Origin of the sequence: Mycobacterium sp. pW045, assembly GCF_041287085.1 — a bacterium.
GTDB lineage: Bacteria > Actinomycetota > Actinomycetes > Mycobacteriales > Mycobacteriaceae > Mycobacterium > Mycobacterium algericum_A.
Window position 1 is genome coordinate 210786 of record NZ_JBGGKU010000001.1, and the last position, 24725, is coordinate 235510.

24 protein-coding genes and 1 pseudogene are annotated in these 24725 nt (G+C 66.3%); 5 read left to right on the plus strand and 20 right to left on the minus strand.

Going from position 1 to position 24725, the window contains the following annotated elements:
* Positions 1-15: 15 nt before the first annotated feature.
* A complete protein-coding gene (locus ACAG20_RS01015; protein ID WP_085082871.1) occupies positions 16-594 on the minus strand; it encodes a TetR/AcrR family transcriptional regulator in 579 nt (192 codons plus the stop codon).
* 255 nt (positions 595-849) lie between these two features.
* Here ACAG20_RS01015 and ACAG20_RS01020 point away from each other — a divergent pair, with 255 nt between their 5' ends.
* A complete protein-coding gene (locus ACAG20_RS01020) occupies positions 850-1548 on the plus strand; it encodes a TetR/AcrR family transcriptional regulator (protein ID WP_370491198.1) in 699 nt (232 codons plus the stop codon).
* Here ACAG20_RS01020 and adhP read toward each other — a convergent pair.
* The 3 genes and pseudogenes from adhP to ACAG20_RS01035 form a co-directional block, all read right to left on the minus strand.
* Positions 1523-2599 carry an alcohol dehydrogenase AdhP gene (gene adhP / locus ACAG20_RS01025; RefSeq protein WP_370491199.1) on the minus strand — a complete coding sequence of 359 codons (1077 nt, stop codon included), beginning with the start codon at positions 2597-2599 and terminating at the stop codon, positions 1523-1525. The two genes, ACAG20_RS01020 and adhP, sit on opposite strands and share 26 nt — an antisense overlap.
* A 52-nt stretch (positions 2600-2651) precedes the next feature.
* Positions 2652-4175, minus strand: a pseudogene (locus tag ACAG20_RS01030) (aldehyde dehydrogenase family protein).
* Positions 4176-4189: 14 nt separating this feature from the next.
* The gene (locus ACAG20_RS01035; RefSeq protein ID WP_370491200.1) at positions 4190-5023 is read right to left on the minus strand and encodes a mycofactocin-coupled SDR family oxidoreductase; all 834 of its coding nucleotides are present in this window, start codon (positions 5021-5023) and stop codon (positions 4190-4192) included.
* Positions 5024-5213: 190 nt separating this feature from the next.
* On the opposite strand from ACAG20_RS01035, the gene ACAG20_RS01040 reads away from it, so the two are divergent.
* The 4 genes from ACAG20_RS01040 to ACAG20_RS01055 are packed head-to-tail and all read left to right on the plus strand — an operon-like array spanning position 5214 to position 9602.
* Positions 5214-5996, plus strand: a complete 783-nt coding sequence (locus ACAG20_RS01040) for an enoyl-CoA hydratase/isomerase family protein (RefSeq protein WP_370491201.1) — start codon at positions 5214-5216, stop codon at positions 5994-5996.
* Complete coding sequence (locus tag ACAG20_RS01045; RefSeq protein ID WP_370491202.1) at positions 5993-6892, plus strand: alpha/beta hydrolase; 900 nt, start codon at positions 5993-5995, stop codon at positions 6890-6892. The genes ACAG20_RS01040 and ACAG20_RS01045 overlap by 4 nt, the downstream gene beginning before the upstream one ends.
* The gene (locus ACAG20_RS01050) at positions 6889-8268 is read left to right on the plus strand and encodes a flavin-containing monooxygenase (protein WP_370491203.1); all 1380 of its coding nucleotides are present in this window, start codon (positions 6889-6891) and stop codon (positions 8266-8268) included. Before ACAG20_RS01045 ends, ACAG20_RS01050 begins: the two co-directional genes overlap by 4 nt.
* Positions 8269-8303: 35 nt before the next feature.
* The gene (locus ACAG20_RS01055; protein ID WP_370491204.1) at positions 8304-9602 is read left to right on the plus strand and encodes a PucR family transcriptional regulator; all 1299 of its coding nucleotides are present in this window, start codon (positions 8304-8306) and stop codon (positions 9600-9602) included.
* Positions 9603-9605: 3 nt separating this feature from the next.
* Here the strand turns inward: ACAG20_RS01055 and ACAG20_RS01060 are convergent, their stop codons facing one another.
* The 16 genes from ACAG20_RS01060 to ACAG20_RS01135 form a co-directional block, all read right to left on the minus strand.
* Positions 9606-11159: a long-chain-fatty-acid--CoA ligase gene (locus tag ACAG20_RS01060; protein ID WP_370491205.1), complete on the minus strand. Its 1554-nt coding sequence runs from the start codon at positions 11157-11159 to the stop codon at positions 9606-9608.
* A 162-nt stretch (positions 11160-11321) separates the two neighbouring features.
* Entirely contained in the window at positions 11322-12137 is an 816-nt protein-coding gene (locus tag ACAG20_RS01065; protein ID WP_370491206.1) for an enoyl-CoA hydratase/isomerase family protein, read from the minus strand.
* A complete protein-coding gene (locus tag ACAG20_RS01070; RefSeq protein WP_370491207.1) occupies positions 12121-12951 on the minus strand; it encodes an SDR family NAD(P)-dependent oxidoreductase in 831 nt (276 codons plus the stop codon). The genes ACAG20_RS01065 and ACAG20_RS01070 overlap by 17 nt, the downstream gene beginning before the upstream one ends.
* Before the next feature lie 24 nt (positions 12952-12975).
* Positions 12976-13386, minus strand: coding sequence for a MaoC/PaaZ C-terminal domain-containing protein (locus ACAG20_RS01075; protein WP_370491208.1), 411 nt, complete (start codon positions 13384-13386; stop codon positions 12976-12978).
* Entirely contained in the window at positions 13383-13838 is a 456-nt protein-coding gene (locus tag ACAG20_RS01080) for a MaoC family dehydratase N-terminal domain-containing protein (RefSeq protein WP_370491209.1), read from the minus strand. Before ACAG20_RS01080 ends, ACAG20_RS01075 begins: the two co-directional genes overlap by 4 nt.
* Before the next feature lie 2 nt (positions 13839-13840).
* Positions 13841-15025, minus strand: coding sequence for a lipid-transfer protein (locus ACAG20_RS01085; protein WP_370491210.1), 1185 nt, complete (start codon positions 15023-15025; stop codon positions 13841-13843).
* A 50-nt stretch (positions 15026-15075) separates the two neighbouring features.
* Positions 15076-15948 (minus strand): alpha/beta hydrolase-fold protein, encoded by an 873-nt coding sequence (locus tag ACAG20_RS01090; RefSeq protein ID WP_370491211.1) that lies wholly within the window; start codon positions 15946-15948, stop codon positions 15076-15078.
* Between the two features lie 218 nt (positions 15949-16166).
* Complete coding sequence (locus ACAG20_RS01095) at positions 16167-16823, minus strand: CAP domain-containing protein (protein WP_370491212.1); 657 nt, start codon at positions 16821-16823, stop codon at positions 16167-16169.
* A 35-nt stretch (positions 16824-16858) separates the two neighbouring features.
* Positions 16859-17269 (minus strand): DUF732 domain-containing protein, encoded by a 411-nt coding sequence (locus ACAG20_RS01100; protein WP_370491213.1) that lies wholly within the window; start codon positions 17267-17269, stop codon positions 16859-16861.
* Between the two features lie 13 nt (positions 17270-17282).
* Positions 17283-17870, minus strand: coding sequence for a hypothetical protein (locus tag ACAG20_RS01105; protein ID WP_370491214.1), 588 nt, complete (start codon positions 17868-17870; stop codon positions 17283-17285).
* 49 nt (positions 17871-17919) lie between these two features.
* Positions 17920-18456 carry an Mce protein gene (locus ACAG20_RS01110; RefSeq protein WP_370491215.1) on the minus strand — a complete coding sequence of 179 codons (537 nt, stop codon included), beginning with the start codon at positions 18454-18456 and terminating at the stop codon, positions 17920-17922.
* The gene (locus tag ACAG20_RS01115) at positions 18420-19874 is read right to left on the minus strand and encodes an MCE family protein (protein WP_370491216.1); all 1455 of its coding nucleotides are present in this window, start codon (positions 19872-19874) and stop codon (positions 18420-18422) included. The genes ACAG20_RS01110 and ACAG20_RS01115 overlap by 37 nt, the downstream gene beginning before the upstream one ends.
* Position 19875: 1 nt before the next feature.
* Entirely contained in the window at positions 19876-21030 is a 1155-nt protein-coding gene (locus ACAG20_RS01120; protein WP_370491217.1) for a virulence factor Mce family protein, read from the minus strand.
* Entirely contained in the window at positions 21027-22331 is a 1305-nt protein-coding gene (locus tag ACAG20_RS01125) for an MCE family protein (RefSeq protein ID WP_370491406.1), read from the minus strand. Before ACAG20_RS01125 ends, ACAG20_RS01120 begins: the two co-directional genes overlap by 4 nt.
* Positions 22331-23668, minus strand: coding sequence for an MCE family protein (locus ACAG20_RS01130; protein WP_370491218.1), 1338 nt, complete (start codon positions 23666-23668; stop codon positions 22331-22333). The genes ACAG20_RS01125 and ACAG20_RS01130 overlap by 1 nt, the downstream gene beginning before the upstream one ends.
* Complete coding sequence (locus tag ACAG20_RS01135; protein WP_370491219.1) at positions 23665-24693, minus strand: MCE family protein; 1029 nt, start codon at positions 24691-24693, stop codon at positions 23665-23667. The genes ACAG20_RS01130 and ACAG20_RS01135 overlap by 4 nt, the downstream gene beginning before the upstream one ends.
* Positions 24694-24725 lie beyond the last annotated feature (32 nt).

Sequence of the window (24725 nt, forward strand, 5' to 3'; positions counted from 1 at the left end):
GGGTGACAACGGCGATCAGGCGCCGTCGGTAAGGCCCTGGCGGATCAGCGACTTGGCGTTGTCCACCACCGCGTCGATGGACCCCAGACTGGGGGTCCACCACTCCACCGCCCAGTTCAGCGAGCCCAACACCAGCATCTGCGCGATATAGAGGTCCAATTCCGGGCGCAGTTGACCCTCGCGGGCGACATCGTTGATCAGCCGGCGCCAGATCTCGCCGTAGCGTTCCTCCTCGACGATCTGCCGCTTGCGAATCGCCATCGGCACCTGGCCGGCGTTGCGGATCCACGCGGTGGCGTAGTCGGAGGTCTGCAGTACATGACACAGATGCGCCTCGACGCTGGCCAGCAGCCGCATCAGTGGCGGCGTGTCGTCGGGCAGCTCGTCGAGAACCGTCGCAACGTATTCGCGCATCCCCGAGATGCCCGCGAACATCACTTCCTCGACCAGCTCGTCACGTGAGGCGTAGTAGTGGTAGATGGCCGGGGCCTGCAAGTCGGCCGCGGCGGCGACATCGCTCAGGCGAAGTCCCGCATAGCCGTTCTCAGACAGCACCTGGGCCGCCGCATCGAGTATTCGGGTACGTGTCGACATCGATTCAGAAGACGGGTCGCCCTCGGCCGCGGGGGTGCTGCCGGCCACCGGGCGCCGCTGCTTCTTGACCACGAAGCGATGATAAATGCGGTCCGGTCATCCCAATACCCCCGCCCGGGCCACCGGTGCCGCTTTCGGTGAGGCAGCCGGGATCACCGGCGTGAAGGCCTCTATCAGCGGCGTATCGCATGTTATTTAATCTAACATAAAAAACATGGCCCTCGACGCGAGGTCGATCTCGAATATGATCGGACAGTGGCCAGAAAGCGGACGGTGCCTGCCGACGATCAGTCGAAATCGGAACGCACCCGTTCGCGCATCCTGGATGCGGCAGCCCATGTGCTCTCGACCAAGGGCTTCGCCGGAACCCGGCTGACCGATGTCGCAGAAGTCGCCGAACTTCAGGCGCCGGCGATCTACTACTACTACCCCTCACGCGAAGATCTCATCGAAGCGGTGATCTTCCGTGGGATGAGCGACCTGGGGGTCCACCTGCAACAGGCGTTGGATGCCTTGCCGCCGGACACGACGCCGATGGACCGCATCCTGACGGCAGTGGAAGTCCATCTGCGCCACGGACTCGAACTCTCCGACTACGCGCGGGCCTCCATCCGCAATTCCGGTCAGATCCCCGAGCGGCTCCGCGCTCGGCAGAAGAAGGAATTGACCGCCTACCACCGGGTCTGGCAGCGACTGCTGGCCGCCGCGGTCGCCGAGGGCCAAATGCGCGAGGATCTCGATCCCCGAATCGCGCAGCGGCTCATCATCGGCGCCCTCAACTGGAGTGCGGAGTGGTGGGACCCGCGCCGGCACTCGGTAGACATTCTGGTTGCCAACGCACAGGCCTTCGTGGGCCACAGCCTGGGCGCAGCCGCCAAGCCGAAGAAGCGGGCCCCCCGGAAAAGCGGCGCCTCCCCCCGCGGTCGAGCTACGACTCGTCTCGATAGTCGATGACCATGCGTCCGTCGATCTGACCGCGTCCCATCCGGTCGAAGATGTCGTTGACGTCCTCCAGCCGGGCGGCGGTCACCCTGGGCTTTATCAGTCCGCGAGCGTAGAAGTCCAAGGCTTCGTCCAGGTCCTGGCGGGTGCCCACAATCGACCCCCGGATGGTCAGTCGCTTCAGCACGATGTCGAAGATCGGCGCCGGGAAGTCGCCGGGCGGCAGGCCGTTGAACACAATCGTCCCGCCGCGGCGCACCAGCCCGATGGCCTGGCCGAATGCCTGCGGATGCACCGCGGTGACCAGCACGCCGTGCACCCCTCCGGTGGCCCGGTGAGCCTCGGCCGCCGAGTCGGCGGTGCGTGCGTTGAGCGCGACCTCAGCGCCCAGCTCGGTGGCCAACGCCAGCTTGGAGTCGTCGATGTCGACGGCCACCACCCGCAGGCCCATCGCGCGGGCGTACTGCACCGCGATGTGGCCCAGCCCGCCGATACCCGAGATCGCCACCCATTGGCCGGGACGGGCCTCGGTCTCTTTCAGACCCTTGTACACCGTGACGCCGGCGCACAGGATCGGCGCCACCTCGAGTGGATCGGCCCCGTCGGGAATGCGCGCGGCATAGGCGGCGTCGACCAGCATGTAGCTGCCGAAACTCCCGTTGACGCTGTATCCGCCGTTTCGCTGGCTCTCGCACAACGTCTCCCAGCCGGTGCGGCAGTACTCGCAGTCCCCGCAGGCCGACCAGAGCCAGGCATTGCCGACCTTGTCGCCGACCCGCAGACCCTCGACGCCCTCGCCGAGCGCGACGACGGTGCCGTACCCCTCGTGCCCCGGGATGAAGGGTGGTTGCGGTTTGACGGGCCAATCGCCTTGCGCGGCATGCAGGTCGGTATGGCACACGCCGGTGGTCTCCAGTTTCACCAGGGCCTGCCCATGCCCTGGAAGCGGTATTCCGAGTTCGGCGATCTGCAGTGCGGCGCCGAATTCGGTGACTACCGCGGCGCGCATGGTGTCACCGACGTTGTCCGCGGCAATACCGGTGGTGTCCAGGGTGTCTGTCATCATCTCACTCCGTTCGTGGAAAGGGTTGTGGTCTACGGGATTCCGGTTGTGTTCAGAACAGGCCGGTGGGGGTTTGGGAGTAGGAGACCAGTAGGTTTTTGGTCTGCTGGTAGTGGTCGAGGACCATTTTGTGGTTCTCCCGGCCGATACCGGATTGCTTGTAGCCGCCGAACGCCGCGTGTGCGGGGTAGGCGTGGTAGCAGTTGACCCAGACCCGGCCGGCGGCAATGTCGCGGCCGGCCCGGTAGGCGGTGTTGCCGTTACGGCTCCACACCCCGGCGGCCAGCCCGTAGAGGGTGTCGTTGGCCTGGGCGATCGCATCGTCGTAATCGGTGAACGAGGCCACCGACACCACCGGGCCGAAGATCTCCTCCTGGAAGATCCGCATCTTGTTGTGGCCGCCGAAGACGGTCGGCTGCACGTAGTAGCCGCCGGAGAGTTCACCGCCGAGTTCGGCACGCTCCCCGCCGGTGATCACCGTGGCGCCCTCACCCTTGCCGATCTCGATGTAGGACAGGATTTTCTCCAGCTGATCGTTGGAGGCCTGCGCCCCGATCATCGTGGAGATATCCAGCGGGTCGCCCTGGCGGATCGCCTTGGTGCGGATCGCCGCCAACTCCAGGAACTCGTCGTAAATGTCGGCCTGGACCAGCGACCGCGACGGGCAGGTGCACACCTCACCCTGGTTGAGGGCGAACCCGGCAAAACCCTCCAACGCCTTGTCCTGAAAATCGTCGCCTGCGGCCAGCACATCGGCGAAGAAGATGTTGGGACTCTTGCCGCCCAGCTCGAGGGTGACCGGGATGATGTTCTGGCTGGCGTACTGCATGATCAGCCGGCCGGTGGTGGTCTCGCCGGTGAACCCGATCTTGGCGATCCGGTCACTGGAGGCCAGCGGCTTGCCGGCCTCCACTCCGAACCCGTTGACCACGTTGATCACACCCGGTGGCAGCAGATCCCCGATCAGACTCATCAGGAACAGGATCGAGGCCGGGGTCTGCTCGGCCGGCTTGAGCACCACCGCATTGCCGGCGGCCAGCGCCGGCGCTAGCTTCCAGGCGGCCATCAGCAGCGGGAAGTTCCACGGGATGATCTGGCCCACCACCCCCAGCGGCTCGTGGAAGTGATAGGCGACCGTATCCTCATCCAGCTGCGAGAGCGCCCCCTCCTGGGTGCGGATCGCGGCGGCGAAATACCGGAAATGATCCGCGGCCAACGGAATATCGGCAGCCAAGGCCTCCCGGATCGGCTTGCCGTTGTCCCACACCTCGGCCACCGCCAACTCCTCACGGTGGATCTCGATACGATCGGCGATCTTGCTCTACACCTCCGCCCGCTCGGCCGGCGACGTCTTACCCCACCCCAGCGCCGCCGCATGCGCAGCATCCAGCGCCTTGTCGATATCGGCGGCAGTCGAACGCGGCACCTCACAAAACGGCTGACCCGTCACCGGCGTGATGTTCTCGAAATACTCCCCACCCACCGGCGCCACCCACTGCCCACCGATGAAGTTCCCATAACGGGACTCAAAACTCATCACTGCGTCCGCCGAACCCGGACGTGCGAAAACCGTCATCTCTTCTCCATCTGCTATTTGAGGGTCAGACCCGCATCCACCGGCAACGTGACGCCGGTCAGGTAGCGACCCGAATCCGAACACAGGTACACCATCGCCTCGGTCACGTCACGACACTCGACCATTGGAACGGGCAGCAGATTCTCCAGTGCCGCACCGAATTCGGGGTGCTCACCGATGTACTTCTCCACCTGGGGATTTTGGATCATCGGCGTCGCGACACCGGTCGGGTGCACCGAGTTGACCCGGATGCCGTGCTCGGCGAGCGTCGTGGCGTAGTAGCGCATGAGACCGACGACGCCGTGCTTGGCGGCGGTGTATCCGGCTCCGCCGTGGCTCTTGGTCGCGAATCCCCGCCCGACCGATTTGAGCCCGGCCGCCGAACTAGTGATGACTACCGCGCCTCCGTCGCCGTGCTTCAGCAGCGGCGGCAGGGCCGCCTCAATGGTGAAGTACACCCCGTTGAGCATCACGTCGATCGCGTCCACGTAGGCGGCCAGCTGCCCCGACTGATCCCCGAAAACCGGCCCGATGCCGGCGTTGGCCAGCACGTAGTCGATCCGGCCCAGTTCCCCGACTGCGTTGTCCACCACCGCTGTCAGCTGTTCGAGGTCACGCACGTCGGCCTGGTCCGCGATGATTCGCCGTCCGGTCTTCTCCACCAGGTTGACGGTCTCGTCCAGGTCTTCCGGTGTGCTCATCGCGTAGGCGACGCTGTCCAACTGCCGGCACAAGTCGAGGGCGATGATGTCGGCGCCTTCCTCGGCGAATCGCACCGCGTGGGCTCGGCCCTGGCCCCGGGCGGCACCGGTCACCAGTGCCACCTTGCCGTCGAATCGCAATGTCATGGTGTTACCCCTCGTCGGACGAAGCGCACACTGCGGTCGTGTCAAACGTGTTGCGCACCTGCCCTATTGTGGCGTCGAGCACCGGTATGGGAAGGGGTACCGGCGCCTTCGGTGTGACTGCACAAGGCGACCCGGGTTCTCTGTGCCGCATGACATGGTTCACGGCGGAATTCCACGGTTAGCTTCCCTCATGGCTCATGTCCGGATCGATCGGATCGATCGTGTCGTGCATCTGGTGCTGGACCGCCCGGACCGGCGCAACGCCCTCGACGAGGAACTCGTCGAAGACCTCGTCGCGGCGATCGCCGAACTCGAGGGCGCCTCGGGGATCGGTTGCGTGGTGGTGCGGGGCGAGGGCCCGGGGTTCAGCGCCGGGATCGATGCGTCCACACTGGCCAAGCTCGCCGTGCCCGATGAACTGCGGCGCATTCGCGGCGCCTTCGTGGCCGCCTATGACCGTCTTGAAAGCCTGCCGATTCCGACGATCGCCAGTGTGCACGGATGGGCCATCGGGGCGGGTTTCGAGCTGGCCTTGGCATGTGACCTGCGGGTGGTCGCCGCCGACGCGACGCTGGGTCTGCCGGAGACCCGGATGGGCGTGGTGCCCGACGTCGGGGGGACGGGCCGGCTGACGTCGCTGGTCGGGTCGGGCCGAGCCAAGGAGCTGATCCTCACCTCGGCGATGATCGACGGAACCCACGCCGGCCGGCTCGGCATCGCCAATCGCGTCGTGCCCGGCGCCAAACTGTCAGCCGCCACCGCATCGTTGGCCGACGAACTGCTGGCTTGTTCGGTCACCGCCAACGGTTTGGCCAAGCGCATCATCGACCGTGCCGCCCGACCCACCTGGAATGACACCCTGGACGCGGAGCTCGACGCGCAGTTTCAGTGCATCCAGACACCGGAATTCATCGAGGCCTACCGGCGGTTTCTCGCTGCACCGGGATCCAACACCCCTACGGCGCGCCGATGAGACGTTGCGAGGTCGCGATCCCGGCCGGCGACACCACGATTGCGGCCTGGCACTACGCCGCCGATGGCACGCAGCCGCGGCCCTGTGTGGTGATGGCCCACGGATTCTGCGGAACCCGCGACGCCGGATTGGCGGGTTTCGGCGAGCGCTTCACCGACGCCGGGATCGACGCGCTGTGTTTCGACTATCGCGGGTTCGGGGCCTCCGGAGGCCGTGGGCGCCAGATCGTCGACTTCGTGGAGCAACAACTGGACTATCACGCGGCAATCGATGCCGCGCGTGGCCTGCCCCATGTCGACGGCGTTGCGATCTGGGGAACATCGCTGTCCGGCGGGCATGTCTTCGCAGTGGCCACCGAACGACAGGATCTCATCGGCGCGATCGCCCTGACCCCGATCGTCGACGGGCAGAAAACCGTGTTGAGGATGCGGCGATCGATTCCGCCGCGGGCCGCGATCCGGCTGGGCGCGGCCGCGATTCGTGACGCCATCGGCGCTCGTATCGGTCAACGTCCGGTGCTGTTGCCCGCTGTCGGATCACCCGGCAGTGCGGCGATGCTCACCACGCCCGATGCCCTGCCGGGTTACCTGGCAATCGCGAGCCGGGCACCACTGTGGCGCAACGCCTTCGCGGCCCGGATGTTGCTCGCCGTGCCGACCTATCGGCCAGGCCTGTTCGCCGACCGTGTCGGTTGCCCGATGCTGGTCCAAATCGCCGGGGCCGATCGCAACGCGCCGCCGGACTTGTCCTGGAAGGCGGCTCAGCTCGCCGACGCCGTCGTGCGCGAATACCCGGGCGCCGGACACTTCGACGTCTACGACCAGGGCCCTGCCTTCGATGCGGTGGTCGCCGACCAGATCTCGTTCCTAGCGTCTCTCTCGGAAAGGACCAGATGATGCTCATCTCCGCCAATGATCGCCCCCGCGCCTGCGTGATCGGCGCCGGCTCGGCAGGCCTGGCCGCGTGCGCGGGCCTGAAAGGGGCCGGTGTCGCCTTCGACTGCTATGAGAAGAGCGACCGCGTCGGCGGCCTCTGGGTCTTCGACAACCCCAGCGGTACCGCCGCCGCGTACCGCACCCTGAGTTCCAACGCGCCGAAGGCCTACATGGGTTACCACGACTTCCCCATGCCCGATGACCTGCCGGCTTATCCCAGTCACTGGGACTTCGCCCGTTACTTCGACGACTACGCCCGGCATTTCGGGCTGCACGAGCACATCCGGTTCAAGACCGAGGTCGCCCGGGTGTCGCCGGTGGCCGGCGGGGGCTTCGAGGTGAGCCTGGCCGGCGGCACCACCGAAACGTATGACTTCGTGGTGGTCGCCAACGGTCACCACTGGGACCGGCGAATGCCGGACCCGATGTTCCCCGGGACCTTCGACGGAACCATCATGCATTCCCGCGACTACCGCGAACCGGCGTTCATGGCGGGCAAGAAGGTCGTGGTGGTCGGTATCGGCAACAGCGCGGTCGACATCGCCTGCGAGGCAGCCCACGTGGCCGAGACGACCTACCTCTCGGTCCGCCGGGGTGCGCACATCATGCCCAAGTACGCCTTCGGGATAGCACCGCCGAACTGGTTGCTCAATTCCGCGTCGCACAAGCTCGGACGAGTGGCTCTGGGAGCGCTCATGCGGCTGGTGAACGGCCGCGCCCAGGACTACGGCCTGCCGGTGCCGGACCATGCATTCGGCGACGCGCATCCCACCATGTCGGCGGGCATCATGGATGAGCTACGGCTGGGCAGGATTTCACCCAAACCACAGATCGCCGAACTGCTCGGTGACCGGATTCGCTTCGTCGACGGATCGGTCGAGCCTGTCGATCTGATCGTCTGCGCCACCGGCTACAACATCACCTTCCCGTTCTTCGACGAATCGTACGTTTCGGCGCCGGACAACCAGATCGCGCTCTACCACCGGGTGGTGCACCCCGATCGGCCCGGACTGTTCTTCGTCGGCCTGTGCCAACCGCTCGGCGCCATCCAGCCCTTGGCCGAGTTGCAGGGCAAGTGGATAGGCGAACTGTTGTCCGGGACCTGCGCGCTGCCCGACGCCGATCAGATGCGCCGGGTGATCGAGGCCGACCAACGCGCCCTGCGTAAACGCTTCATCGCCTCGACCCGCCACACCGTCCAGGTCGACCACAATCACTACCTCAAGGCGTTGCGGCGCGAGATCCGGGCGGGGCGCCGGCGGGCCCGCCAACTGGGGTCGGCTCGCAGCAACCGACCGACCCCGCAGGCTGCACCGGCGATCGCCCGTTCAACCTGACCGTCAGGCCACCATTGGCCGGTAAGGTGACTCCGATGGTCAACCGGCTCACCGCGAACGAGGCGATCATCGCGTGCGCGTCCGGCCTGCTCGCCCGCATCGACGACGTGACGGTGAACCTGTCCAAACAGCTCGCCGGATCGGTCCCCGAGTTCTTCGAGGACGACGACCTGGTGCGGGAGGTCGAGGCCAGCGCCCAGGGCAACGTCGCCGCGATGCTGTCGGTGTTCCGTGCCGAGACCGCCGCCGAGGACGTGCCGATCCGGCCCGAGGTCACCGCGTTCGCCGCCGCCGTCGTCCGCCGGCAACTGCCGCTGGAATCCCTGATTCAGGCCTACCGGGTGGGGCAGACCCTGTTCTCTCGCCTCTGGATGGATGCGCTGGCAGAACAAATCAGCGACCAAGAGGTTTTCGTCGGTGCGCTGCACCGCAGCTTCGACGAACTCAACGTCTATCTCGATCGCGTGGTAGCTCAGCTGGTCGCCGACTATGAGCGGGAGCGGGAGCGGTGGCTGCGTGGTGAGGCGGCGCGCCGGAGCGCACTCGTCGGCCGGTTGCTGCGAGGCGATCGCATTCCGATCGACCATGCCAGCCGTCAATTGGGTCATGATCTGCGTGCACCCCAGACCGCGCTGGTGGCATGGATGCCGACGCAGGGCGAAGTGGACCAACAGCTCGCGACCCTTGAGACATTCCTGACCGCTATCGCCTCGGCGGCGGGCGTGACACGCATGCTGATGCTTCCGGCCGGTACCTGCACGGTCTGGGCGTGGATCGCCGGTGACCTGGATGTCGACCGCCTCGCAGACTGCTCCGGCGGGCCACGCGACAACGACGTCCTGGTCGCGGCGGGCCAGACCGTGCAGGGCGAGGACGCCTTCCGGATCAGTCACGACCAGGCGCTGCGGGCCCGCGACGTCGCCTCCCACATGCCGTCCCCGCCGCGGGTCACCCTGCATGCGGATGTCGCCACCGTCGCGTTGCTCGCCGGTGATTACCAGGAGGCGCGGCGGTTCGTCATCCGAACTCTGGGCGAGCTCGCCGCCCGGACCACCGCCGCGGCACAGCTGCGGGAGACCCTGCGGGTCTTCCTACAGGAGGGCGGCAACACCCGTCGGGCCAGCGAACGGCTGTTCATGCACCGAAACACCGTGCTCTACCGGCTGCGGCGCATCGAGGAGCTGATCGGTCACCCGTTGGACAAGCGGCGGCTGGACGTGGAGGTGGCACTGCTGTTCATCGACACGTTCGGCGACGAGATGCTACCCCTGGAGCATCAGCTGCCGACGAAACCTTCTTCGGCCCAAGGTGAATCGCCGGCTGGATCGCCCTAGTCCTCACCGGACCCGGCAGGCGGGTTCCGCACGGTATTGCCTGCGCAGTTCTCGTTTGAGCACCTTGCCTGCCGCGGAGGTCGGCAGCGCTTCAACGAAATCCACACTTCGCGGGGCCTTGTAGCCGGCGATGTAGCGCTTGGAGTCTGCCCGGATATCCGCACCGGTGGCAGAGGCACCGGGTTGCAGGACGACGACGGCGTGTACGCGTTCGCCCCATTGCGTATCCGGGACACCGATCACGGCGCACTGGGCGACCGCAGGATTGCGGGCGACCGCGTTCTCCACCTCTACCGAGTACACGTTCTCGCCGCCGGTGACGATCATGTCCTTTATCCGGTCGACGACGAATAGGTAGCCGTCTTCATCCATCCGGCCGCCGTCACCGGTGTGCAGCCAGCCGTCCCGGATGGTGGCCGCGGTCGCCTCGGGCTTGTTCCAATAGCCGAGCATGACATTGCCGCCGCGAACGACGATCTCGCCGACACTGCCCTGCGGCACTTGCTCGCCCGCTTCGTCGACGATCCGAATCTCACAGTTGAGCGCTGCCCGGCCGGCGGACGGAAGGAGCTTCTCCGAGGCGTGGTCCTCCGGCCCGAGCAACGTCGCGATGGGTGCGAGTTCGGTCATTCCGTAGGCCTGGGTGAACGCCACCTGCGGCAGGGCGGATGCCGCGCGCTCCAGCAATGCCTTGGGAATCGATGATCCCCCGTAGAAGATCCCTCGCAGGCTGGACAGATCGTAGGAGCGCAGGTCCGGGTGGTCGACGATCGCCTGGACCATGGTCGGCACCAGCCCGGCGTCGGTCACGCGGTGGGATGCTACGGCCGACAGTACGGCCGTCACCTCGAACCGGGGCACGATCACGTGGGTGGCGCCCAGCAGGGTGGTGACTCCCCATGCGGTCAATCCCGCTAGGTGGAACATCGGGGCCGCATGCAGGCTGCGGCTGAGCTGTCGTGATCGGAACATGTAACCGGACGCCGCGGCGCCGAGCCACGATGTCATGATCGCCGCGTGTGAGAGCATCACGCCCTTGGGTTCACCGGTGGTACCACCGGTGTAGAAGACGCCGGCCAGCTGATCACCACCGCGCCGGACATCCGGGACGCCCGCAGCGTCGTTGATCAGCTGCTCATAGGGCATCGTTCCCTCGGGGGCGGCATCATCGCCGCAGTAGATCACCGTCGCCAGGTGCGGGCAGGCCGCCCGGATCTCAGCGAGCATCTCCCGGTGGGCCCGATCGATGAACAGCACGTTGGTGGCGGAATCCGTGAGGGCGTAGCTGATCTCGCCCGGACTCCAGCGGATGTTCAGCGGGTTGAGCACCCCGTCTGCCCACGGTACGGCCAGTAGATACTCGTGATAGCGGTGCGAGTTCAGCGACAGCATCGCGACCCGGTCACCCGCACGCACCCCCAGCTCACGCAGGCCGCCGGCCAGCCGCCCCACCCGCCGGGCCACATCATGAAATGTCAGTTCTCTGCCGTCGCCGATGATCATGGTCGCATCGGGCGTCTGCTGCAGCCCACGGTGCAGTCCCTGCGTCACATACACTTTCCGTCCTCCCGGCCGGCGCTGCCCCTGGTCACGATTGTGACGAAGGCCTTTACCTGGAACGCTAGATCATGGAATAGCGTTCTGGCCGAGTATTTTTCGGTATCTGTGCAAGCTGTGGACAGCCGGACGATACTTTGGCCCATGGCACAAAGTTGCCGATCAGCCCCGCACGGTCGGTGCCGCCGAATGGGGATCGCGGTTACGCCTGGTAGCGAACCCCCGGATGTTGTCGGCGACGGTCTCGGTGCGCAACGCGATCTCCTGTTCGCGGTTCTCAGCGGCCAGTTGTTCACCGAGACCGCACCGGGCGGACCCATCGATCAGCTTTCGGGTCGCCACCACCAGGGGTGTCCGCCGGGCCAGTTCCTCGGCGAGCGCGCAGGCGCGGGGCATCAACTCCTCATCGGGGACCGATTGCCAGATCAGACCCCAGTCTTCGGCTCGAGCCGCGCTGATCCGGGCGCCCGTCAGCGACATGCCGAGAGCTCTGGCCCGGCCCAGGGCGCGCGGCAGCGTCCACGTGGCGCCGGCGTCGGGCACCACTCCGAGCGAACTCACCTGCGGCACCATGAAGTACGCCGACTCGGCCGCGATCGTGATATCGGCGAGCAGCGCCAGCCCCAGCCCGCCACCGGCACAGGGGCCGTTGACCGCGGCCACCACCGGGAGGGGCGCGTCGGCGATCGCTTCGCACAACGGGTTGAGGCTTTCGGCGATGCCGGCCGGTACCGAGACCGCTAGGTTGCCGCCGCCGGCGTCGAGCTCGACCAGGTCGTAGCCGGCGCAGAACCCGCGGCCGGCTCCGGTGATCACCAGTGCCCGGACGTCGCCGCGGGTGCACAGTTCCTCGATCGCGGCGCGGATCTGGTCCATGAAGGTCCAGGTGAGCGCGTTCAGCCGCTCCGGGCGGTGCAGTGTGACGGTGCCGATCCCCTGCTGAATCGAGGTGGCGACCTGCTCAGATGTTGAAGCCACCGGCACAGACCACGGTCTGCCCGCTGATGTAGTCGGACTCCGGCGTACACATCAGGTACACCGCGCCGGCTGCATCGTCGGGACTGCCACTGCGCCCCAAGGGGATCGACATCTCCATCTGCGCGAGCAGGTCCGGGTTGACGCCGACCTTGATCTCGCGGCCCTCGATGTCGATGCTGCCGTCCGCATCGCCGGCGGTGCTGGTGAGCCGGGTCTGGATGAGGCCGAAGGCAACCGTGTTGACCGTGACGTTGTAGCGGCCCCACTCCTTGGCCAGCGTCTTGGTCAGACCCGTCACACCGGCCTTGGCGGCCGCGTAGTTGGCCTGCCCGGGGTTTCCGCCCAGTCCCGCGACCGAGGAGATGTTGACGACCTTGCGGCACGGGACCGCCTCGCCGGCGGCTTTCGCGGCTTTGGCCAGCCCCGAGATGACCGGTTGCGCCGCCCGCAGGATGCGGAAGGGTGCCTTCAGGTGCACATCCACGATGGCGTCCCACTGTTCGTCGCTCATCTTCTGGATGACCGAATCCCAGGTGTAGCCGGCGTTGTTGACGATGATGTCCAGCCCGCCGTAATTGTCCACCGCGGCATCGACGAATCGTTGGGCGAAGTCGTCCTCGGTGACGTTGCCGGCCACCGGCACGGCCCTGCCTCCGGCACTGACGATGGCCTGCGCTGTTTCTCCGGCCGGCCCCTCATCGAGGTCGTTGACGACGACCGCGGCACCCTCGGCCGCCAGTTTCAGCGCGATGTGGCTCCCGATTCCTCGACCGGCTCCGGTCACGATGGCCACTTTGCCTTCCAGATTTCCCATGATGTCCTTTCGCGTGGGTGTGAGTCAGAGCGCCACGACGGCGTCGCCGGCCAGCGTGACGGTGCCGTCGGCCAGGGTGACCGAGAGCTCGAGAGTGGCCTGCTGCTCGCCGTCCACGGTGTCGATCGACACGATCCGGCCCCGGGCCGTCGGCTCGGCGTTGACCGGTGTTATGGCGGCGAATCGCACGCCGTAGGAACGGATCGCCTCGGGGCGGACCCAATCGGTCAGCAGCCGACCCAGGTAGGCCATCGACAGCATGCCGTGGGCGAAGACGTCGTGCAGTCCGGCGGATTTGGCCACGTCGATGTCGATATGTATCGGATTGTGGTCCCCGGAGGCGCCGGCGAACAGCGCCAGTGTGGTGCGGGTGACAACTCCGGGACGAAGCGGCGGGAGTTCGGTTCCCACCTGTGCGGCAAGGGTGTTCGTCATTTCGCTGCCTCCGGATTCCGGACGACCAGAACTGATCTGAGCTCGGCGACGAGTTCGTCGCCGCGTGTCACGGTGGTCTCCTTGACGACGAAGCCCAGCGCACCACCCTTCTTGCTGTAGGCGTCGACGATCTTCGGCGCAGCGACCACTTCGTCGCCGGCGTACAACTGGCCGTGGTAGGTGAAGCGCTGCTCGCCGTGCAGTACGTGGCGCAGGTCGATGCCGAGTCCGCTGACCCAGTCGAAGGGATCGGGGCGCTCCAGCTCGATGGAGAACAGGAACGTGGGCGGTGCCGGAAGCGCGGGGTAGCCGGCGTCTTTCGCCCTCTGCTCATCGGTGTAGACGGGATCGGTCTCACCGATGGCCTTGGCGAAGAATTTCAGCCGGCCGGCGTCGACGACAAGCCTGGTGAGCGGCAGTTCGGTGCCGATCACGGAGGGATCGATGGCCATGGTCAGCCCACCTTCTCGTAGAGCGTGACGACGGCTGCGCCGCCGAGTCCGATGTTGTGCTGCAGTGCCAGCCGCACGCCGTCGACCTGCCGTGCGCCGGCGGTTTCGCGAAGTTGCCAGACCAGTTCGGCGCATTGCGCGAGTCCGGTGGCGCCCAGCGGGTGTCCTTTGGACAGCAGTCCTCCGGACGGGTTGGTGACGACACGGCCTCCGTAGGTGTTGTCACCGTCGGCGATGAACTTCTCGGCGGTGCCCTCGGGGGTCAGTCCCAGTGCCTCGTAGGTGAGCAACTCGTTGGTGGTGAAGCAGTCATGCAGTTCCACGACCGCGATGTCCTCGGGGCCGACGCCGGCTGCCTCGTACACCTGCTGTGCGGCAGCCCTGGACATGTCGGAGCCGACGATCTTCATCATCGAGCGATCCTCGAATGTGGACGCCGAATCGGTGGTCATGGCCTGCGCCCGCACGGCGACGCCGGGATTCAGCCCGTGTTTGCGCGCGTAGCTTTCGCTGACCAGAACGGCTGCGGCCGCGCCGCAGGTGGGTGGGCAGCACTGCAGCCGCGTCAGGGGCCCGTAGATCACCGGTGAGGCGAGGACTTCTTCTGCCGTGACCGGATCCCGGAATACCGCGTAGGGATTGTTCGCCGCATGCACCCGGGCCTTGACGGCGATCTGGGCGAATACCGCTGGATCCATCCCGTATCGCTCGCAGTATTCGCGGCCGGCGCCGCCGAAATACTGGGCGGCGAACGGAGCGTCGCTGTCGCCCTGGATCGCGTGGACCACCGCACCGAAGCTGTCGAACGGCGTCGGCCGGTCGGTATAGGACATCCCCAGCGCGCCCCGTTGCATCTGTTCGAAGCCCAGGGCCAGCACCACGTCGGCGATACCGTGTTCGATCGCCTGGCGCGCCAAGAACAGCGCCGAGGAGCCCGTGGCGCAATTGTTGTTGACGTTGACCACCGGAATCCCGCTGGCCCCGATTCGGTAGAGCGCGGCTTGGCCGGAGGTCGAGTCCCCGTACACGTAGCCGACATAGGCCTGCTGCACCGACTCGTAGGACAGCCCGGCGTCGGCCAGCGCCGCCCGGGTCGCCTGCTCCCCCATCACGTCGTAGGTGTCGGTGTTGCGCGGGGTGGTGAACGGGATCATCCCGACCCCTGCGACCAATGCGGAAGGTCTCATCTGCGGCTCCTCATCTGTTCGGGTGGCTTGTGCTCGGGCATCGCACGGGACTATCTGATGGCGGCGGCCAGATCACCTGACATGGCCTTCAACTGCCGGCCCCAGGTCGGCCAATCGTGATTGCCGCCCTCCTGGAAGTCGAAATGCCCGTTGTCGCCGCCGACGGCCCGGAAGTGGCGATAGAAGGCGAGGTTGCTGCCATGCGCCTGATCGCAGTAGCCGATCATCGCGGCGGGATCGGCGCACCCCGGGCTCGACGGGCTGTACACCCACACGCGGGTCTTGTTGGCCACCAGGGTCGCCACATGGACGTCGGGGTCATGCCACTTCCACCGTCCGAATTGCGCCGGCCCCCACATGTTCTGGGTGTCCACATCGCCGTAGCGCGCCAGCCCCGCACCGAGAGCGCCGACGAGGCTGGTCTTCGACGGCGTCAAGAACCCCGACAGCGAACCCGCGTAGCGGTAGCGGTCGGGATGAAAGGTGGCCATGGTCAGGGCGCCGGTTCCGCCCTGCGCGGCACCGACGATCCCGTGCCCGCCCGGCGCCAGCCCCTTGTTCGCGGCCAGCCAGTCCGGGAGCTCTTGGGAAAGAAAACGCTCCCACTGACGGCTGCCGTCCTGCTCCCAGTCCGTATACAGGCTCCAGGCCCCGCCGGCCGGCGCCACCACCGCTATGCCCTTGCCCGCAAAGGCGTTCATGGCATCACCGAGCGTCACCCAGTTGCTGGTCTCGGGCGCTGCATTGAAGGCGTCGAGGAGCACTGCCGCATGCGGCCCGCCGGGCGCGAAGGCGACCGGGATGTCACGGCCCATCGCCGCGGAGGGAACCATCAGATACTCGACCGAATCCGCACGTGCCGGGGCCGCGTTCCACAGGCAGAGCCCGAGTATCACCACGAGAATGCCGCGCAGCAGGTTCATGGGGCTTCCTGTCGAGAATCGCCTCGACCTCAAGCTGGGGTCGGAGAAGGTTTGGTGCATCATGTTTTTCCCTGTTCGGGGCAGCTGCGTGCCGCCCGGTTCGACGGTACTCATTTTTTAATCTGAATTCAATAGCTGGCTCGAGACGGTTCCTTACCGGCATCAATTTCGTTGTTGGACAGTCCGATTCGATGCGGTCGACCAGATCTGGCGCTCCCCTAGTTCGCCGGGTACGCCGGCGGTGGGAAGATTCCCCGCAGGATCCTGGCCCACCAGTTGTTGCCGAACTCGATCTCGTCACTGGCGTCGTAGTCCGGGCTCGGCCCGATCGGCACCGGGTGAGTTCCCCGCTGACTCATATCGATCGGGTCCTGCGGCTGCCCGTAGACGGCCACCACCACGGTGCGATCCGCGCTGTTCGCCGACCAGACACCGATCTGGGTGTTGGCGCAGTTCGACATGATGTCGAAGGAGACGGGATCGTAGTACCACTTGTTGATCAGTTCGATACCACTGATCGCCAGCGCGGGGTGGATGGCCACGGTCTGGGCCACCGCGCCGCGGAACCCGGCCGCACCGGCGCGCCCCTGTGGGGTGGATCCGTCTGATCCGATGTCCCCGGTCAGCTCCCGATGGCCCAGCAGGTCGTCGGTGTGCCATTGGGCGGCGCGCTGCAATTGTGGGTCGATTCTGATGTCATTGGTGCAGCCGGCCTGATGCTGCATGGTGTAGACGTTGGCGACCACTCCGTCATTGAGCCGCTTGTTGTTCGGGATCAGGGTGTTGTTGTCGTTATCGGCGTACCCGGCCGGTGCCGCCAGCACCCCGGTGAGCACGGCTCCCAGAGCCGACAGCGTCAGCAGCTGAAACTTCATACCGCTCCCTTCTTCTCCTCAGGACTGCTCTCCGGTTAGGGGGATCTCGGGCCAGGCGGCCGGTGGTGCGCCGCCGAGTTCCGCAGCTGCCAGATCAGCTCGGGGCAGAGTTCGTTGACGGCCTGCGAGATCAGATAGGACGCGTGGTAGTCGTCGGAGGTGTGGAAGTCGCCCTGCACTTCGGTGATCAGCTGTGCGTAGCCGATGTCGCGGGAGACCTTTCCGCAGATGCCATACCCGTAGTCCAGGGCCGCCTCGGCGTCGGCGAAGTCATATCCCGGCCGCATCGTCACTCCGATCAGATAGGCCAGTTTCTTGTCGGGTTCGACATCGGCACGCGAGCACGGGGCGAGGCTCGTCAGTGCGATTCCGGACAGCAGTCCGCAAGCCGACGCGATCGCGGTGAGCGCCCTGCCCGGTCGTTCGAGTTTCGCGAAGCAGCCCATGGTCGCCACCGGATCAGATGGGGTCGAAGCCGGAGATGAGCCAGCGGCCGTCGATCTTGTCCAGCGTCACGCGGATGCTGGAGGCGGTGTCGGTGGGGGCGTCGCTGCCGACGATCGCGGACTGATTGACGAAGACCAGCACCACGGCGTGGTCGGGCGTGGCCGACACCGATGCTGCCGCGGGGACGTTGGCCACCGTCGAAATGCGTTTCTGTTGCGCTCCCGGAATGACGACATCACGCGTCAAGCCTGCGTAAGAGTCCCGGAATTCGCCGGTCAGCCGTTCTTGTGCCGCCGCCAACTGGCTCTCTACGTTCTCGGGTTGATAGGACAGCATCGCGACGACGGACTCTTTTGCGGCTTCGACAGATTCGGTGCGCGCGATCTGGGAGCTGCGAGCGGTCGAGTCCCAGTACTTCAACACCGACGCGCCCATGGCCGGGGCCAGCACGAGCAGAGCCGACAGTCCGTAGACGAACGTCGGCCGCGGCAGCCGACGACGTCGGGTGCCGGCACCCTCGTCGGCGCTGTCACCGGGAACAGCCGCATCCTCGGGTTCGGCCTCGTCTGCTGCGGGCCTGAGATTGGCCAGAACTGTCACCTGTGATCACTTCCTTGCGCTGTGGTCGATTTCGTTCGCCCGGGATCGGTCATGGGACGAATGCGACATTGGAGACCTTTTCCTGGCCGTCGACCCGGGTCACCGAGATCCGCATCCGCCATGCCCGCGGGAGTTGCTCTGCGGCGCCGGCGTTGGTGGTGTTGACGCTGACCGCGACGAGCACTTGCGCTTCGTCGGCGGTCTGCGCCTCGATGCCTGCCTCGGTGACGGTTCCGACCGATTTCGCCTGTGCCGTCTTGACTATCTCGATGAAGGGCCGCGACCGGTTGTTGAAATCCTCGTAGAACGTTCCGGTCGCGGAATCCAGCACGCGCTGCACATCGGCCTCGGCATGCTCGTGGTCGATGGTGGTGAGGTTCAGCGCACCCTGCTGTGCCGCGCGCAGGAACTGCTCGCGCTGCACCTCGGCCCGGTGCGACTGGTACGTCCGGAAACCCAGCCAGCCGGCCAGCCCCCCGAACGCCAGGACCGCCACCGCTACGAACACCGCCGCATCCCGCAGACGTGCCGACGCGGGCGCCGGCTCGTTCATCGGGCGTTCGGGGGCATCATCATCGACTGCCATGTCTGCTCCTTGTTCGCGGTTCGGGACAGATCGGTCTGGGTGTACACCTGCCCGTCCGGGCCGATGTAGCTTCCGGTGGCTGGGTTGTATTCGGCGGCCGCAATAGCCGGCGTTGGGGCGGGTGGCGGGGTCGGGCTGCTGAGCGTCCCGGGCGGCAGTTGCGGAATGTCTTGGCCGGTGATGGTGGCGTTGGGATCGCCCTTCCAGTTCCAGCCGTCGTTGAGCGGCACGTATTCTTCGTCGCTCTCACACATTTTCACCGTCGGCGCCCGCTTGCCGGGCCGCGTCGCGCAGGGCAGGTTCCGCGCTCCGCGGACGTTGAACATGGCATCCTGCGGAATCCGGCAGTACAGTTCGCCCTCCGGCCGATCCGGGAAATCCTCCAGACTGGCCGCGCGCGCCTGCCGGGCCGGGAGATATCCGGTCAGACACGGGGGTGGCAAGTTGACGTTCAAGTTGAAGCTCAGATACGCGCCGCGGTAGCCCTGTTTGGTGTTGCGGTTGGCCAGGCCGGCACCCTGCAGGATCTCCGTCAACGGCGGGATCAACACCAGGACCTGTTCGAGATTGGGCTGGTACGCCACTGCGACGTCACCGACGCTGACCAGGTTGGCCAGCACGATCGGCAGGGTCGGTTGGAGCCGGTCGAACAGTTGGCGTGCCTGGTCGACCCCGGATGAACCGTTCTTGATCAGGTCGGCGGCCGCGTCGTCCTGGGCGCGCAGTTGCTCGGTGACGCCGGCCAGGTTGGCGGCCCACCGCTGGATGGAGTCGGCGGTGTCGATCTGTGTGTTGAGCAGCGGTGTGGTCTGGTCGATCAGGGTGGTCAGCGACTCGAGATTCTCGCGGGCGTCGATGGCCAGTCTGGTCGACGCCTTGACGAACCGGGAGAGCTCCGGGCCCAGGCCGCCGACCGCGATCTTCGCCTCACCGACGGCGGTGCGCAGATCGTTGCCGGGGATCGCCTGCAATCCCCGGTTCGTGGCGTCCAACAACTCGTTGATATCCGGGGGCAGCGACGTTCGCTCGACCGGGATGACGTCGCCGTCCTTGAGCAGCGGGCCGGTGCCGCTGCGGGGCACCAGCGTCACATACTGTTCGCCGATCGCGCTTTGGCTGTGCACCTGTGCGTCGAGGTCGGCCGGAATCCGGACACCGGATTTCAGGGACAACAACGCGGAGACTCCGATGTCGGTCATGGCGACGTTCTCGACGCGGCCGACTTCGACGCCGCGGTAGGTGACGTTGCTGTTCTTGTACAGCCCACCTGTGGTGGGCAGTTGCACGGTCACTTCGTAGCGTCCGACCCCCAGCAGCAGGTTGGGCAGCTCCATGTATCGGAAAGCCATGATCGAGCCGCCGATCAGACTGATCGCGATGAACACGGCCAACTGGGCCATGATGCGTCTGTTCAACATGTCAGGGCCCCTGATCGAAGTGGTAGGGAATCACCAGCGGGTTGCCCGGATTGAAGGGGCCGCCGGCGGTGCAGGGGCTCGGGAACTGGCCGATGGTTCGGCCCCACTGCATTTCCAGCTCGGTGAGGTCGCACTCCCATTTCGTGCCGGTGAAGAACGACGCGTCCAGCCGGCTCAGGGTCAAATCGATCACGGCGGTGAGGTTGGCGGCGTCGCCGCGGAACCAGTTGGGGATGGTCTCGGTGGCGAACGGATATGTCGGGTACAAGCCCAGCGACCGGGTCAGCGCCGGACCGGAGTTGGCCAGTGATTCCAGTACCGGGCCGATGTCTTTGAGTTCTTGGACCAACGCCCGCTTGGTCTGGTTCGTCGTCTCGGCGGCCAGCGCGCCGAACTTGCCGAGCCGGTCGGCGGCATCGGCCAGTTGTCGGCGTTCGTCTCTGAGCACCGCCAGCGCTCTGGGAAGGGTCTCGAGCGCCTCGTCGACCACCGGCTTCTGTTCGGCGAACTTGCCGGCCAGATTGTTCAGGCTGTCGGTCGCCGCGATGATGTCGTCGCTCTGCTCGTTGGCATGGGCGATGAACTCGTCGAGCTGGGCGATCAGGCCGCGCAGGTCCTTTTCGCGCCCGGCGAAGGCGGTGCTGAACGCCCGGGTGATCTCCTGGATCCGGCCGATGCCACCCCCGTTGAGCAGCATCGAGACAGCGGCCAGTGTCTGGTCCGTTGTCGGGTAACTGACCGCGGCGGAAAGAGGTATCAGCGCACCCTCGCGCAGCTTTCCCTCCGGTGTGACATCGGTGGGAGCCGCTAACTCGATATGCAGTGAACCCAGCAGGCTGGTCTGGCCCAGTGCGACGGTGGCGTTGGCCGGCAGGTCGACGTCGGGGTTGAGCCGCATCGTCAACAACGCATGCCAGCCCTGCCGCTCGATCTTGGTCACGCTGCCCACGGTGACGTCACCGACACGCACCCGCGAGTTGGGCTCGAGCCTGTTGACCTCAGGCAGTTGCGCCCGAATCGTGAAGGCGCCGGGGGCTCTTCCCTCGGTGCCGGGCATCGGCAGCGAGTTGAGCCCTCGCCACCCGCAACCCGACAGTGCGACAACGGCGATGCACCCGACCACCGTCGAAGCCACCCGTCGGTGCCACCGGCTCATGATCCCGCTCCATTCGGCATCATCAGGCCGGACAGACCGGCTTGCGGATCCGTCGGCTGCGCAATCGGCGCTTCGGTCACTCCGGGCGGCAGCGCGGCGGCATCCTGCGGCGCGGGATCCGGTAGTTCGGGGACGTGGTCCGGCCGCAGCCAGTCCTCGCTGTAGGTGACCTCGTTGGGGCGCGCGCTGGCCCCGACGAACAGGTTCTCGCCCAGCGGGAAGAAGTTGTACTGGCGGTTCTTGACGATCGGCGCCAGGTACTGCACACACAGTTTCGCCGACTGCTCCGCGTTCTGGCGCGATGCGGCCTGTATCGCGCCGCACACGAATGACAGCGGATCGCTGAGGTTGTTGGTCGACAGCGCACCGGTCAGCGTGCCTTGGGCGGGTTGGTAGATGTTGACGAAATTCTGTGCTGCGGTGGGTAACACGTGCAGAGTCTGTTTGAGATCGTCGAGGCTGCCCACCAGCGTCTGCGACACCGACGCCAACTTGTCCGAGGTGGTGCCCAGTGTCTCGCGGTTGTCTGCGACAAACGTCTTGACCTGCTTCACCGCGCTGTTGAGGTCGCTGATCGCGTTGGCCACCTCGTTGGGGTTGTTGGCCAGTGCCGCGGTGGCCGATGCCAGATTCTGGTTCAGCTTCCGCAGTACGGTGTCGCTGTCGCGAAGCGCCGAGACCAGGATCGACAGATTCTTCACGGTGCTGAAGATGTCGCCACTGTGATCGCCCAGCGCGGAGATCGCCTGGGACACCTCGATGATGGCGGTGCGAATGTTGGCGCCCTCACCGCGGAGGTTGTCGGCCGCGGTCTGGACGGCCTGCCCCAAGGTGCTCACTCCCCCGGCCTCGGTCGGCTGCAGCATCTCGGTGAGGTTGCGCAGCTGGTCCCGAAAGTCGTCCCACTCCACTGGGACAGCGGTGCGCTCACGAGGGATCACCGCGTCGTCCGGCAGAACCGGGCCACCGGCATAGACCGGGGTCAGCTGAATCGCACGCGCGGTGACCAGCGACGGTGACAGGACCGCCGCCTTGGCGTCGGCCGGAACCCGGTACTTGTCGTCGAACCAGAAGCGGACCTTCACCCGGTCGGGTTGGGCTTCGATGCTGTCGATGCGGCCGACCCGGACGCCGAGGATGCGGACGTCGTCGCCGACGAAGATTCCGTTGCTGTTCTCGAAGTATGCGGTCACGTGTGTCCGCCCGAACCGGCTGCTCGACGCGCCCAGCGTGTACACCCCGGCTGCCAGCACAGCCACCAGGACGGCGGCCAATCCGATGCGGAGTTTTCGGGACGTCATCATCGGCCCTCTCCCGGTGCGGATGCGGGTACTTCATCCGGCGCCGGAACGAACACCGGTCTCGGGGTGGGTTCGGCCGTGGACTGCTGACCGGGCGGCGACTGCGCCGGCGGGCCGGGCGGTGGCCCTCCCGGTGCCGGCGCCGGCGGCGGCTCCCGATAGGGGTAACAGCCGGTGCCGGGCAGAACGCACGGCTGATCACCGGGGTTTCCGGTGATGGCATCCGGGAGGTACACCCGGGGCGGCCCGCCCTGGCCGGTGCGCGGATAGGGCACCGGCAACGGCGGCGTGCCCGGCTGGCCGGTCTGCGGGTCGGTCAGCTCGGATGGCAGCAGTACGTTCGGGTCGAGGCCCAGGTCGGAGAACGCGGAGTCGATGTAGGGCTGGATGAACTGTCCCGGAACCAGATTGGCGACGTAGGCCTTGAAGAACGGTCCCGACGACAGGGACTCCCCCAGCCCGATGACGTACCAGCTGAGCCGCTTCAGGTACTCCTGCACCTCCGCTTTCCGATTCTCGACGGTGGCCAGCACCCCATTCAGCTTCTCCAGCGCCGGCCTGAGGGACTGGGTGTTGTCCTCCACAAACCCGGTGAGCTGTTTGCTGACTCGGGAGATGTTGCCGGAGATCTGATCCAACGCGGCGCTCTCGCTGTTGAGCTGGCCCAGCAGGTCGTTGGTGTCATGGACCAGGCGAACGATCTGGTCACTGCGTTCGGCCAATACGCCGGTCACATTGCGCGCATTGGACAGCAGATTCCGCAGCTGGGTGTCCCGTTTGTTCAGGACGCTAGACAGCCGCGCCACCCCTGCGGTGGCGACCTTGAGGTCCGGCGGGGTGTCGTGGAACGTCTGGGCCAGCACTCGCAGTGAATCGGACAGCTGCTCGGTGTCGAGCCCGCTGATGGCCGCCGTCAGATCTCCCAGCGCATCCGGCAGCTGGTAGGCCGGAGTGGTGCGGTCCAGTGGGATGGTCTGGGACAACCGTCCGTCGCCACGCGGAGTGATGCCCAGCATCTTGGTGCCCAGCAGGCTCTTGGTCTTGACCGCCGCCTCGGTCCGATCGCCGAGCCGCACGTCGTCGGCGACTTTGAACTTCACCAATACCCGGTCGCCGTCCAGGGTGACGCTGTTGACGCTGCCGACCCGCATACCCGCAACCTGGACTTCGGCGCCGGGGGTCAGGCCGCCGGCCTCGGCGAAATACGCCGAGTAGGACTTCCCCGCCGAGATCACCGGAAGCTCGTCGTAGTACCACGCACCGAGGGTGACCGCGGCGGTGAGCACCGATCCGATGATCCCGATCGTGGTGAGGTTGCGTTCCCGGAAGGCTCTCACTTCGGCGTGCACCTCCCCGAGGTCTGCTCGGCGACCTTGACATACATCGGCTGCCCGCCCTTGCCGTTGAGCTTGAGCGCCACCTCGCAGAAGTAGAAGGTGAAGTAATCGCCGTAGAGCGCTTGACGATTCAGGATGCGTAGTGCGGTGGGCAGATTCTCGAGCACGTGGTCGACGTAGCGCTGGTCGGCGAGCACGGTCGATGCGGTGCGATCGGTCTCCAGCACCGCTTTCTGCAGGGGCGGTCGGGCCTGCGCAAGCAGATCGGCGATCGAGGCCGTCGCCGCATTGACGTAGGCGACACCGTTGCTGATGTCTTGTTTGCGGTCCGCCAGTCCCTTCATCAGTCCGGACAGAGACTCGACCGCCGTCGCGAATTGATCGCTGCGATCACCCAACGATCCGAGCACGGTGTTCAGGTTGCCGATGACCTGGCCGATCAGCAGGTCGCGGTCGGCCAGCGTGTTCGTCAGCGCCGCGGTCTGGTTCAGAAAGGATCCGATGGTGACGCCCTGGCCCTGGAAGGCCGCGATCAACTGACCTGCCAACGCGTTGACCTGGTCGGGGTCCAGCGCGCGAAACAGCGGACGGAAACCTCCGATCAGCACGTCGAGGTCCAGTGCCGGCTCGGTGCGGTCGACGGGGATGTTGCCACCCGGCGCCAGCGTCCTCGTTCCGCCCGTCCCTTCCTCGATGGACAGGTAGCGCCCGCCGATCACGTCGCCCCAACGGATCGCCGCCCTGCTGCCCTCGGTCAAGACCACGGAGTCGTCCGCGCTGAATGCCACCTCGACGTTCCCGTTGTCTTTCAGCGCAATACGTTTGACCTTGCCGACCTCAACCCCGGCGATCCGCACGAAGTTTCCGTTGGCCAGTCCGGTCACGTCGGTGAATTCCGCCGTGTAGTTGCGCGCGGAGTCGAACCGGAACTGGCCGAATATGGTCAGCAGCGCGAACATTCCCAGCATGGTGACGATCAGGAAGGCGCCGAGGCGCCACACGGTGTGCCTCAAGTTAGCTTTCACGGCGATCGTGCCCTTTCCAGCTGTCTCGTTGG